We start from the raw sequence: 12,632 nt of genomic DNA on the forward strand, positions 1-12,632 counted from the left end.
GAGTCCCGCTGCGGCGTGGGGACGCTGCCAAACCGACGAATAACGGGGAAGCTTGCAAACTCAATCTGCCCGGAGAGGGGCATGCCATGAGGGACTTTTATGAGTGACATCTCTGTCAGCGTGGATCAGCGCGCGCTCGAACGCGGCTCGTTCACTGGAAATGCCAAGGAGTATTTCGGCATCTGGATCGTCAATATTCTTCTGACGATCGTAACGCTCGGCATCTATTCCGCCTGGGCAAAAGTGCGGCGCAAGCGTTATTTCAACGGCAATACCGTGCTCGCCGGTCGTGCTTTCGGTTATCACGCCACCGGTGGACAAATCTTCAAGGGTCGGCTTATCGCCTTTGCCTTCATCGTCGTTTCGCAGCTTGTCGGCCTCATTCATCCGTTTCTGATATTCGTGCCGGCGATCCTCATTCTGGTCTTCTTTCCCTGGCTGATCACACGCAGCATTCGTTTCAATGCGCGGGTGACGAGCTATCGCAATGTGCGTTTTGATTTCGTCGGCACCGCTGGCGGTGCTTTCGTCTCCATTCTGCTCGGCAGCCTCGTTGCGCTCTTTTCCTTCGGTATTCTGGCGCCTCTGGCCAGCCGCTGGGCGAACCGCTACATTTTCAGCAACCTGCGTTATGGCGATCGTCCGTTCACCGCCGATCCGAAGATCGGTGCGCTTTACCGGGTCTGGATCATTCCCGCCATCATGGTCGTGATCGGCAGCATCGTGGTCGGCTTTTTCGGCATTGCCGCCTTTGCCGCCAACAGCGCGATGCTCGAAGATGAGACGGCTGCCATGGTCACGGTGCTGGCCTCTCTCTATGTCGGCGTTTTCGGCGCATTTCTGGTCTATGGCCTTGCAGGCGTCATCTATCGCACCGGTGTTCGCAATGTGGTCATCTCGTCCATGCTGCTTGATGGAAAGCACCAATTGCGCAGTGACCTTCACCGGGGCAGCTATCTGTGGATCGTGATCTCCAACCTGATCGTCACGGTTTTCACCCTGGGCCTGATGCGGCCATGGGCGGCGGTACGTGAAGCGCGCTACACCGTCGAGCGCACGGCAATCCGCTTCAATGGCGAGGTGGGTGAGGTACTCTCCTCGATGGAAGCAACGGGTGCTGCCGTCAGTGCCGAATATATGGATATGGAAGGTTTCGAATTTGGTTTCTGATACCGGAGAAACCGTTTCGGGCGAGTGGCATGCCGCTCGCTCAAACCTTTCGAGCGCCGCCAGGTTAAAGCTTGGCGGCACGATCCTTTTCGTGCTCGACGCGAAGGACAACCATGTCAGAACGCAGGCCGAGATAAAAACGATCGAGATCAGCCACCGGGTCGGGGCCATTCCCCGCGAGTTGCATTTTCCTGACGGGTCGCTGTTCGAAACGCGTGACAATGACGGCGTGGACCGCCTGCTTGGCGGACACATCACGAAACGTGCGGGCTTTGTGCATTGGCTGGAACAGTTTCGCCCGCGGCTGGTCGGCATCACGGCCGCCGCCGTCCTTTTGGCCTATGGCACCTACAAGCTGGCACTTCCGGCACTGGTGGAAGTGGCGGTTGCCGTCACCCCGCCGATCGTGCCGCAGGTCATGTCGGCCAGCACGCTGCAGGCCTTCGACAAAACGGTCTTTTCTCCGAGCGCCCTGCCACAGGCGGAACAGGACGCAATCCGTTCGGACTTCGCCAGAATAGTCGCCCATGCGGAAGGCTCGCCCGAAGACTACAAGCTGAATTTTCGCAATGGCGGTTACGTCGGCCCCAATGCTTTCGCGCTTCCGGATGGCACTATCGTTTTAACGGACGAACTGGTGGAGCTGGCCGGCGACGACAGGCAAATGATCATAGGCGTTCTCGCGCATGAAATCGGCCATGTCGAATATGAACACAGCCTGCGGCAACTCTACCGCGCCGCCGGTGTCGCCGGTCTTGTCATGCTGATTGCCGGCGATGTCGGTTCGGCCATGGAGGATATTCTGACCCAGGGCGGCGGTCTCCTGGCCTTGTCGCATTCACGCGACGCCGAGCGGCAGGCCGACGAGCGCTCCGTCGAACTGATGCGCCAGGCCGGGCTGGATCCCACCGCGATCGAGCGTTTCTTTGCACTTATCGAGGAAAAACTGGGCGACAAGGGCGGCACCAGCATCTTGTCCTCCCATCCCGGAACGCCGGAAAGGCGCAAGGCGATCCTCGACTACAATGCCTCTCTCGACATCAAGCCGGCGGGAAATTGACCCGCCGGTAGAACAGCGTCAGTTGGTCGGGCCGTCGTTGAAGCCCACTTCATCCACCAGTTCGGATGCCTGCTTGCGCTGGGCGGCAATATCCGTCAGCGGCAACTTGTCCGGATGGATGGGGCCGAAGCCCTTGACGACATCGGAAGGCTCAGCGCCGGGCAGCACCGGGTATTCAAAGACCTGCTTGGCGTAGATTTCCTGCGCCTCGCGCGATGCCAGGAATTCCATCAGCTTCAGCGCGTTGTCCTTGTTCGGTGCGTATTTCGTAAGCGCCATGCCGGAAATATTCACATGTGTGCCGCGATCGCCCGCATTGGGGAAGATCACCCGCACGGATCCCGCCCATTCCTTTTCTTCCGGCTCGCGATCGTTGGTCAGCATCAGGCCGACATAATAGGTATTGCCGAGCGCAATGTCGCATTCGCCGGAAAAGATCGATTTTGCCTGGCTGCGGTCGGTACCATCGGGTTTGCGGGCCAGATTGTTCTTCAGGCCGGTGAGCCATGTCCGGGTATAATCGACGCCGTGATGGGCAATCATCGAGGCAATCAGCGCGATATTATAGGAGTGCTGGCCGTCACGAATGCAGATCTTGCCCTTCCATTTCGGATCGGCAAGCTCTTCATAGGTGATGTCCTTCTGGGTCACCCGTTCCTTCGAGGCATAAACCACCCGACCGCGCGTCGTCAGGCCGAACCACTCTCCCTGAGGGTCACGAAGGTTGGCCGGAATATCTTTTTCAATGACGGGATCGTTCAGCACCGGCTGCGTGACGCCGCCTTCTTTCGCCTCAACAAGCCGGGCAATATCGACCGTCAACAGTATATCGGCCGGCGAATTGACGCCCTCGGCCTGAATGCGTTCCACCAGTCCCTTGTCGAGGAAGAGAACGTTTGCCTCTATGCCCGTTTCTTTCGTGAAGGCATCGAGCAGCGGCTGGATCAGCTCAGGCTGCCGATAGGAATAGACGTTCACCTCGCCATCCGCAAAAGCGGCTGGTGCGGCCGAGACGATCGTCAGGCCCGAAAAAACGGCAGCGGAAAAACGCGATTTCAAGCTTGCCATTAAGAATGCCTCCATTACATTCAGATTCTTGACTTGTTTGTTCATGAATCATCAAACCGGTCAACAAGGCTGTTTGAGAAATATCGAATGGGTGCCAGTTTTTTCAGTTTCTGGAATTGTTCTAAACTGAAAAAGAGACTATATAACTCCACATTGAGAGTTAGGAGACCAGCATGCGTTTGACCAAACAGACCAACTATGCCGTTCGCATGTTGATGTATTGCGCCGCAAATGACGGCAAGTTGAGCCGCATCCCGGAGATCGCCAGAGCCTATGGCGTGTCTGAGCTGTTCCTTTTCAAAATCCTGCAGCCGCTCAACAAGGCCGGCCTGGTGGAAACCGTGCGCGGCCGCAATGGCGGCGTGCGCCTTGGCAAGCCTGCCGAGAAGATCAGCCTGTTCGACGTGGTGAAGGTGACCGAAGACAGCTTTGCCATGGCCGAATGTTTCGAGGATGGCGCTGTTGAATGTCCGCTGGTGGATAGCTGCGGCCTGAACACGGCGCTTCGCAAGGCGCTTAACGCCTTCTTTGATGTGCTGGCGGATTATTCGATCGATGACCTCGTCAAGGCGCGGCCGCAGATCAACTTCCTGCTCGGCATCGACACGGAAATGCCCAAGATCGCCGCCCTTCCGGCCGCCTGATCATCCCATTGCCCAAGCGGCATTTGCCATAGCCCGTGTCCGCAGGTCACGGGCTTTTCTTTTATGGAATCTCCCGAAATGCAATATTTTTGATCCCGCGTGTTGACGTTGCGGGACGAAGCGGCGCATTTGGTCGCGAGCTTTTTCAAGCAAGCAGCCAGCGTCGCAATGATTATCAAGCCTGAATTCCATACATTTGCACTTACCGCCCTCGTCGGCAGCATGGGTGCGCTGCTTGCCAGCCTGCTCGATGTTCCCGCACCCTTTCTTTCCGGGCCGGCGCTTGCGGTGACGATCACAGGGTTGGCCGGCTTAAAGCTTGGAATTCCCGCCTTCATCCGCAATGCCTGTTTCGTTGTCGTCGGCATTTCGATGGGAACGAGCGTGACGCCGTCAGTGATCGATGCCGCAAGGACGTGGCCCCTGAGCTTCGTCGTCGTGCTCGCCGCCGTCGTCATCATGCTCTACGTCGCCTACTGGATCCTGCATTACGGCTTCGGATACGACCGGACCACGGCGATGCTGGGTGCTTCCCCCGGGCATCTCAGCTACATCATCAGCCTTGGCGCCGAGACGAAAAGCGACCTTGCGACCGTCAGCATCGTGCAAAGCGTGCGGGTGCTGGCGCTAACCCTTTCCGTACCGCTGATCGTCGAATATTTCGACCTGGTCAGCTTGGAGCCGCTTGTCACAAACCCGCCAATGGGCCTTTTCACGCTGGTGCTGACCATCGCCGCATCGCTTGCGATGGGATGGCTCTTCCTGCGATGGAAATTTCCGGCGGCCCTGCTCCTCGGCGGCGTTGCCGTTTCCATCGGCACCCACATTACCGGCCTGACCGAGGGTGGCGTTCCGACCTGGCTCAGCCTGCCGGTCTATGTGCTGATCGGCTGTCTCATCGGCACGCGCTTTTCGAACGTGTCGCTGATGGATGTGCGGAAAGGCTTTCTCGCGGGTTTCGTCGTTACCATCGCCGTGATGCTGATTGCCGGCAGCATCGCCTGGATGATTTCCAGCATTACCGGTGTTCCGCTGAATGCCGTCATGATTGCCTATTCGCCGGGCGGCCTTGAAACCATGGCTGCCATGGCCGTGATGATGCATGCCGATACCGCTTATGTCGGCTCGCATCACGTCCTGCGGCTCCTGTTCCTGTCCGTTCTCATGCCGCTTGTCATGGGCAAGGATGCGCGCAAGCGGGACGGCAAGACCTAGGCCCAAGCCACGCGGCGCAAAAATTTGAATGGCGTTGCAACCATTTTTTCTCCCGGTCGTTCTTGTTTCTCCGCAATTGCGGCGGCGATTTTTCGCGCGTTTGACAGGCTGACCCACCGGAGGAATTTTCATGAAACGCTTGATGACTTTGACAGGCGCCGGACTCGCGCTTGCACTTTATGGTTCCATCGCTCAGGCGCAGGTGGTCGTGTCGTCGAAGATCGACACGGAAGGCGGCGTTCTCGGCAACATCATCCTCGCCGTATTGAAGAAGAACAATATCGAGACAACGGATCGCATCCAGCTCGGCGCAACGCCGGTTGTCAGAAAGGCGATCACTGCGGGTGAGATCGACATCTATCCGGAATATACTGGCAATGCCGCCTTCTTCTTCTCCAAGGCGGACGATCCGCTCTGGAAGGACGCCGCCAAGGGTTATGAGGAAGCCAAGACGCTTGATTATGACGCCAACAAGATCGTCTGGCTCACGCCATCCCCCGCAAACAACACCTGGGCAATTGCGTTGCGTAAGGATGTCGCCGACAAAAACAATCTGAAGACGCTTTCGGATTTCGGCAAATATGTCGCCGGTGGCGGCCAGGTGGTTCTTGCCGCCTCCTCGGAATTCGTCAATTCCGCCGCCGCCCTGCCGGCGTTTCAGACCACTTACGGCTTCACCATGAAACCCGACCAGCTGATCACACTTTCCGGCGGTGATACCGCTGCCACAATTGCCGCCGCAGCCAACCAGACGAACAACGCCAATGCGGCCATGGTCTATGGCACCGATGGCGGTATCGCCCCCTCCGGTCTTGTGGTGCTTGAGGACGATAAACATGTGCAGCCCGTCTACCAGCCAGCGCCGATCATTCGCGAAGAGGTTCTGAAAAAGAACCCCAATATCGAAGAGTTGCTGAAACCCGTTTTTGAAAAGCTGGATCTGGCGACCCTGCAGGACCTGAACGCCCGCGTGCAGGTGGGGGGCGAACAGGCCAAGACCGTGGCCGCGGACTTCCTGACGAAGAACGGTTTCCTCAAATAATTGCCTGTTAAGTGCTGGAGCGGGATAGCGGAAACCCATGCGCGGTTTTCACCATCCCCTCCGAACCTATGATCCGGGGAGCTGAATTTGACGAAATGGCCTGACAAGGTGGGCGTGCTGATTTCGTGTCTGCTTCTTTATGCGCTTTTTGCATCGCCTTTCATGACATTTCGCGCCAACCGGATCGTTCAGGGCGAAACACGAACGATCTTCGAAGCGCTTCCGGTTCCCTCAGCAACCCTCCTCGTCGCCATCATTCTTGTCGCCGCCTTCATCGCCTTTTTCCGGTTCCCGGCACGCCTGAAACTCGCAGCCGCACTGGTTGGCCTGGCAGTGCTGGCTATCTTCGTCGGACAGGCGGCGTCCGCGCTGACGCCTGAAGGTAACAGTTTTGCCCGCGTTTCGCCCGCCAGCGGTTTCTGGTTGATGTTTGCCGGGCTTGCATTGCTCGCCACCGATTGCATTGCGCGTCTCCAGCCGAAACCCACTTTACGGATTTTGCTGTTACTGGTGGCAAGCGCGACCCTTGCAGCGGCTCTGACAAGCGGGCTCTGGGACAACCTCTCCATCATCAAGGAATATACCGGTCGGGCCGACACCTTTTGGACCGAAGCCCTGCGGCATGTGGAGCTTGCCATCGGCTCGCTGGTCGCGGCAACCGTTGTGGGCATCCCGCTCGGTATTCTCTGTCATAAAGTCGAGCGATTGCGCTCCGGTGTGCTGAACGCTCTCAACATCGTCCAGACAATTCCGTCCATCGCCCTTTTCGGCCTTCTGATCGCGCCGCTCGGATGGATCGCCGCTACCGTGCCAGGCGCTGCCAAAATCGGTATCGCCGGCATCGGCATGGCGCCCGCCTTCGTGGCGCTGTTTCTCTATTCGCTGCTGCCCGTCGTTTCCAACACGGTGGTCGGCCTTTCCGGCGTCTCGCAAGCCGTGCGGGAAGCCGCACGCGGGCTTGGAATGACGCCGCTGCAAAGGTTGTTACGGGTTGAATTTCCGCTGGCCATGCCGGTCATCCTCACCGGTATCCGCATCGTGCTGGTGCAGAATATCGGTCTTGCGACCATCGCAGCGCTGATCGGCGGCGGTGGCTTTGGCGTTTTCGTGTTTCAGGGCATCGGGCAGACCGCGATGGACCTCGTGCTGCTCGGCACCGTGCCGACCGTTCTGCTGGGCTTCGCCGCGGCGATTACGCTCGACGCCCTTATCGACAGCAATCTCTTCAGCGCAGGCGGAAGGCAAAAGGCATGATCGAGATCGATACCATCACGAAACGATATGGCGATACGGCCGTGGTCGACCAGGTCTCCCTGACCGTGGCGCCGCGCACCGTCACCGTCATCGTCGGCACTTCCGGGTCGGGGAAAACCACCCTTCTACGCATGATAAACCGGCTGGTAGAGCCGACCTCCGGTACCATCCGTATCGACGGAGACGATGTCAGCGCAATACCGGGCTACAAGCTGCGCCGCCAGATCGGCTATGCCATTCAGGGCCACGGCCTGTTTCCACATCGCACCGTGGCGGAGAATATCGCCACCGTGCCACAACTGATCGGCTGGGATCGCAAGCGTATCGCGGCTAAGATCGATGCGCTGATGCAGCTCTTCCAGCTCGACCCGGCGCTTTATGCCGACCGTTTTCCGCATGAGCTTTCCGGCGGGCAGCAACAGCGTGTGGGCGTGGCGCGCGCGCTTGCGGCAGAGCCGAACATTCTCCTGATGGACGAACCTTTCGGAGCGCTTGACCCGGTGATCCGCGCCAAGGCGCAGAACGATCTTCTCGATATCCAGAAGAAGCTCGGCGTCACGATCGTCCTCGTCACGCATGATATGGACGAGGCCTTTCATCTGGCAGACCGCATTGCCGTCATGGACAAGGGCCGTATCGTTCAGGACTGCCCGCCGGCCGAACTAGTGTTGAAACCAGCGACAGATTTCGTCCGCACCATGATCGGCGAAAATGAGCGCGCCCTGAAACTGCTGTCCGTTCTGTCCGTTGCAGACGTCGTGGAGCCGGGAAGTGCTGACGGCGAACCGCTGAACGAGCACACCAGCCAGCGTGACGCCCTGTCGGCGATGTTATGGGCGGGCCGCGATGCATTGCCGGTGCTGAAAGACGATGGCCAGCCGGCGGGCCGGGTGCGGCGCGATGTTCTCCTCCAGCGTGCCGCCGGAGCCCTATGAAAAAAGCCGCTTCGTTCTTCGCTGCCGGGCTTCTGGTGCTGGCGCTGATCGCCTTCCTTGCGGCGCCGCAAGCCTTCGCGCCAGTGTTCCGCCCTCTCGTGCAGGCCAATGCGCCGGCAATCTACGTGCAGGCCAATCTGTTTTCCCTGACGCTCTCGCATCTGACCATCGTCGCGATTGCCACGGGGCTGGCGACGCTGGTGGCGGGCGCACTTGCGGTTCTCGTCACCCGCCCCTTCGGCGCGGATTTTCTGCCGCTGTCACGCAGCATCGTCAATATTGGCCAGACCTTTCCGCCGGTGGCGGTTCTGGCGCTCGCGGTGCCGATGATCGGTTTCGGCGAGAAACCCACGCTCATCGCGCTGTTTCTCTATGCGTTGTTGCCGGTTTTCGAAAACACGCTGACCGGGCTGACGACGCTGCCCGCCACCGTGATGGATGCCGCCAGAGGCAGCGGCATGACCGGCTGGCAGCGGCTTGTCAAAGTGGAGCTGCCGCTTGCCCTTCCGGCGATCCTCGCGGGCATCCGGCTATCGGCCGTCATCAGCCTTTCAACCGCGACCATCGGCTCGACAGTTGCCGCACGAACGCTGGGGGAAGTCATCATTGCCGGTCTGCAATCCAACAATCTCGCCTTCATCCTTCAGGGCGGATTGATCGTTGCGGCACTGGCGATCCTGATCCACACTGCCTTTTCCGCTCTGGAAAAGGCGGCGGCTCGTAAAACCGGGCACTGACAAACGCAAGCTCCTCATTTTTATGTTCCCGACACCCGCCGCACATGTTAGGGGCTGACCGTCGAAACAGAAACATTCGAGGTTCGGGTGACACAGGCAATCGTCGTGATGGGAGTGAGCGGCTCTGGCAAGTCCACGGTCGCAGAGGAACTGGCGGAAAAACTGGGCATTGCCTTCATAGAAGGCGACAAGCTTCACCCTAAATCCAATGTCGACAAAATGTCCGAGGGCATTCCCCTGACCGACGAGGACCGCTGGCCGTGGCTCGATCTGATTGGTGCGGAACTACACAAGGGCCGAGAAAATGACGGTGTCGTCGTTTCCTGCTCGGCGCTGAAGAAAATCTATCGTGACCGACTGCGCAAGGCCGCCGGTGGCTCGCTCGCCTTCGTCTATCTGGACGGCAGCCTGGAGCTTCTCAGCCGGCGCATGGGCGAACGCAAGGGCCATTTCATGCCGCTCTCGCTGCTCCAGACCCAGCTTGCGACGCTGGAAGTACCGACCGGCGAACCCGGTGTCGTGACCGTCAGCATCGACGCCACACCGGAGGAAATCACTGCAAACGCGCTTTCCGGTTTGAAAACGGTGACGTTCTAAAATCCGAGCTTGTCCCGCATGCCGTACCACCATGCGCCAAGCACGGTCAGCGGCACACGGAACGTCTTGCCGCCGGGGAACGGATAGTTCGGCAGGGAACTCCAGACATCGAAACGCTCGGCGTGGCCCGCAACGGCTTCGCCCAATATCTTGCCAAGCAGATGCGTGGTGGTGACGCCGTGGCCGCTATCGCCATGCGAGAAATAGACATTGTCCGACAGCTTGCCCATATGCGGGATGCGCGTGAGTGTCAGCGCGAAATTGCCGCTCCAGGCGAAGTCGATCTTGGTCTTTTCCAGCTGCGGGAAGGTCTTCAGCATATTCGGGCGGATAACGCCGGTCAGATCCGCCGGGTCGCTGCCGCCATAGCCGATGCCACCGCCATAAAGCAGACGATTGTCGGAGGTGCGGCGATAATAATCGAGAATGTAATTCGCATCCTCGACGCAATAATTGGCGGGCAGGAGTTGCTCGATCAGGTCCGCATCGAGCGGCTCCGTCGCCATGACCTGACTTGAGACCGGCATCATCCGGTCACCGATTTCCGGCAGCAATTTGCCGAGATAGGCATTGCCGCAGACGAGAACATATTTTGCCTTCACGCTGCCCGTCGCCGTGCGCACCACGGGGTTTACCCCCTGCTCCAGCGAAATGACCCGCGAATTCTCGAAAATACGGGCGCCAAGACTTTCGGCCGCCGCCGCTTCCCCCTGCACCAGATTGAGCGGATGGATGTGACCACCGAACCGGTCGATCATGCCGCCGGCATAACGGTCGGTCTGCACATATTTTCCGACATCGGCCTTGGCGACCATCTCAAGCCCGCCATGGCCGTGTTTTTCCCAATGGGCCTTGTGGGCCTCCATCTCCCGGATCTGTTTCGGCGTGAAGGCGGCGAAGAAGCCGCCATCGACCAAATCGCAATCGATGGCATATTTTGCGATGCGGCCGCGGATGATCGCGCCGCCTTCCAGCGACATTTCGCCGAGTTTCACCGCCTTGTCGTGGCCGTAACGACTGGCGATTGTTTCAAGGTCGCGGCTGTAACCATTGACGATCTGGCCGCCATTGCGCCCCGAAGCGCCGAAGCCAACTCGCACACCCTCCAGAACGATGACGGAATAACCGCGTTCGGAAAGTTCAAGCGCGGCGGAAATGCCGGTGAAACCGCCGCCGATGACGCAGACATCCGCTTCCATCGCGCCTTCAAGTGTGGGCCGCACGGATTTGACATTGGCGGAGGCCGCATACCAGGAGGAGGTGTGGCCGGGATTGGGAATGTTCGTCACCTCAGCCATCTCACACCGTCCTGATATAGGCGTCATATTCGACGTCGGTTACGCGCAAGGAAAATTCGGAAAGTTCCTGCTGTTTGCAGGCGGAAAACAGCGTGCGATAACGCTGGCCGAGCGTCGCATAAGCGAAGCTTGAACGCGTGAAGCGCTGCAAGGCATAGTCCCAGTTGGTCGGCAAAGGCTCATGATTAATGGCGTGGCTGTCGCCGGAAATCGCGCCGCCGGGCTGGCGTTTTTCCTTCATGCCGGCAAGTGCCGCACTCAGGATCATCGCCACGACGAGATAGGGGTTGGTATCGGCACCGGCCACGCGATGTTCGATACGCGTTGCGGCCTTGCTGGCGGTGATGACGCGCACCGCTGCCGAGCGGTTGTCGATGCCCCAGGAGGCGTAGGTGGGCGCATGTTCGCTGGGTGTCAGGCGGCGGTAGGAATTGGCATGGGGCGCGAAGATCGCCATGCTTTCCCCCATGTTTTCCAGGAGGCCGCCGACGGAATGCATCAGCGCGTCCGACGGGCCATTTTCCCCGGCGTAGATGTTCCTGCCGTCACTATCTAGGACGGAAAAATGCACATGCATGCCGTTGCCAGCCTGCAGCCCGTAAGGCTTGGCCATGAAGGTGGCGTCGAGTTCGTGCCGCCGCGCCACACCCTTGACGATGCGCTTCAGGAATACTGCGAAATCGGCAGCCTGCAATGCATCCGGCACGTGATTGAGGTTGATTTCATATTGCCCGGGGCCGTTTTCCCGCAGCGTCGTATCGGCAGGAACGCCCTGCGCCCGGCAGGCGGTCGCGATATCATGGAAGACATCCTCGAAGTCCTGTAATTCGGAAATCGACAGAACCTGCGTCTGGCCCGTGTGCCAACGGCCTTCGCGGCTGTGTGGCGGACGGACGGGATCGAGCGCGGAACGAACCGGGTCGATCAGGTAAAATTCGAGTTCAGTGGCCACGACCGGGGTGAGGCCAGCCTTTTTATAGGCTTCCAGAACCCGCGCCAGAACATGGCGCGGATCGCCGTAAAACCCTGTTCCATCCGGATTTTTCATCGCGAGCAGAACTTGCGCGGTCGGCCGGCCGAGCCATGTCACCCGTGACAGCGTGCCGGGAACGGGAAAGCAGAATCCGTCCGGATCGCCCGTGCCTTCGGCGAGGCCCGCGGCATGTACGTCCCGGCCCCAGATATCCAGCGCGTAGACGGAGCGCGGGATCGCCATTCCCTTTTCAAGAACGTCGATCGCCCTTTCGCGCGGTATCCATTTGCCGCGCGGAACGCCGTTCGCATCTATGACGAAGGCTTCGAGAATTTCGATATCGGGGTTATCAGCGAAAAATTTCTTTGCTTTTTCAATATCATCCATCATGCACCAGCAGACCGTTTCTCTTCTGTTTCGCGCGCAGAAGCGCTTCGCTAACGAAAATCGTCCTGCTGCTGATAGATGAGAAACCTCGCCGTCATGATGACGCTCGCCCCTTTTCCCTTTGGATAAGCCCATGTTACGTGGCCCGCCGCAGGAAGGCCAGCGGATTTAGAGCGGCGGAGATAAAAACGGAATCGTTCCGCCGCTCTAAGTTTTTGTTTGAGCATCGGATTTTCCGAAAACCGCGCTACA

At 59.1% G+C, this 12,632-nt stretch carries 12 protein-coding genes; 9 read left to right on the plus strand and 3 right to left on the minus strand.

The genetic code is table 11. The annotated features are described in order from the left end of the window. Nucleotides 1-99 precede the first annotated feature (99 nt). Together RBH10_RS21665 and RBH10_RS21670 are read left to right on the plus strand one after the other, a co-directional pair. Nucleotides 100-1,170: a YjgN family protein gene (locus RBH10_RS21665; protein WP_281037947.1), complete on the plus strand. Its 1,071-nt coding sequence runs from the start codon at nucleotides 100-102 to the stop codon at nucleotides 1,168-1,170. Further along, a complete protein-coding gene (locus RBH10_RS21670) occupies nucleotides 1,160-2,230 on the plus strand; it encodes a M48 family metallopeptidase (RefSeq protein ID WP_281037946.1) in 1,071 nt (356 codons plus the stop codon). The genes RBH10_RS21665 and RBH10_RS21670 overlap by 11 nt, the downstream gene beginning before the upstream one ends. Before the next feature lie 18 nt (nucleotides 2,231-2,248). Here RBH10_RS21670 and RBH10_RS21675 read toward each other — a convergent pair whose 3' ends face one another. Then, nucleotides 2,249-3,298 carry a Fe(3+) ABC transporter substrate-binding protein gene (locus RBH10_RS21675; protein WP_281037945.1) on the minus strand — a complete coding sequence of 350 codons (1,050 nt, stop codon included), beginning with the start codon at nucleotides 3,296-3,298 and terminating at the stop codon, nucleotides 2,249-2,251. Nucleotides 3,299-3,471: 173 nt separating this feature from the next. On the opposite strand from RBH10_RS21675, the gene rirA reads away from it, so the two are divergent. From rirA to RBH10_RS21710, 7 genes are all read left to right on the plus strand, one after another. Next, complete coding sequence (rirA, locus tag RBH10_RS21680; protein WP_045015359.1) at nucleotides 3,472-3,942, plus strand: iron-responsive transcriptional regulator RirA; 471 nt, start codon at nucleotides 3,472-3,474, stop codon at nucleotides 3,940-3,942. A gap of 168 nt (nucleotides 3,943-4,110) precedes the next feature. Beyond that, complete coding sequence (locus RBH10_RS21685) at nucleotides 4,111-5,157, plus strand: AbrB family transcriptional regulator (protein WP_281037944.1); 1,047 nt, start codon at nucleotides 4,111-4,113, stop codon at nucleotides 5,155-5,157. Nucleotides 5,158-5,287: 130 nt separating this feature from the next. Beyond that, complete coding sequence (locus RBH10_RS21690) at nucleotides 5,288-6,199, plus strand: ABC transporter substrate-binding protein (RefSeq protein WP_045015360.1); 912 nt, start codon at nucleotides 5,288-5,290, stop codon at nucleotides 6,197-6,199. Between the two features lie 87 nt (nucleotides 6,200-6,286). After that, complete coding sequence (locus RBH10_RS21695; RefSeq protein ID WP_281037943.1) at nucleotides 6,287-7,453, plus strand: ABC transporter permease; 1,167 nt, start codon at nucleotides 6,287-6,289, stop codon at nucleotides 7,451-7,453. Further along, nucleotides 7,450-8,388, plus strand: a complete 939-nt coding sequence (locus tag RBH10_RS21700) for an ABC transporter ATP-binding protein (protein WP_281037942.1) — start codon at nucleotides 7,450-7,452, stop codon at nucleotides 8,386-8,388. Before RBH10_RS21695 ends, RBH10_RS21700 begins: the two co-directional genes overlap by 4 nt. Continuing rightward, nucleotides 8,385-9,125, plus strand: a complete 741-nt coding sequence (locus tag RBH10_RS21705) for an ABC transporter permease (RefSeq protein ID WP_281037941.1) — start codon at nucleotides 8,385-8,387, stop codon at nucleotides 9,123-9,125. Before RBH10_RS21700 ends, RBH10_RS21705 begins: the two co-directional genes overlap by 4 nt. Before the next feature lie 108 nt (nucleotides 9,126-9,233). After that, nucleotides 9,234-9,722, plus strand: coding sequence for a gluconokinase (locus RBH10_RS21710; protein ID WP_281038142.1), 489 nt, complete (start codon nucleotides 9,234-9,236; stop codon nucleotides 9,720-9,722). Here the strand turns inward: RBH10_RS21710 and RBH10_RS21715 are convergent. Both RBH10_RS21715 and RBH10_RS21720 read right to left on the minus strand, forming a co-directional pair. Next, nucleotides 9,719-11,020 carry an FAD-binding oxidoreductase gene (locus tag RBH10_RS21715; RefSeq protein ID WP_281037940.1) on the minus strand — a complete coding sequence of 434 codons (1,302 nt, stop codon included), beginning with the start codon at nucleotides 11,018-11,020 and terminating at the stop codon, nucleotides 9,719-9,721. The genes RBH10_RS21710 and RBH10_RS21715 overlap by 4 nt on opposite strands. A 1-nt stretch (nucleotide 11,021) precedes the next feature. Then, nucleotides 11,022-12,383 (minus strand): glutamine synthetase family protein, encoded by a 1,362-nt coding sequence (locus RBH10_RS21720; RefSeq protein ID WP_281037939.1) that lies wholly within the window; start codon nucleotides 12,381-12,383, stop codon nucleotides 11,022-11,024. Nucleotides 12,384-12,632: the final 249 nt, after the last annotated feature.

The organism is Rhizobium sp. AN73, from assembly GCF_030757975.1.
GTDB classification, from domain to species: Bacteria; Pseudomonadota; Alphaproteobacteria; order Rhizobiales; family Rhizobiaceae; genus Agrobacterium; species Agrobacterium arsenijevicii.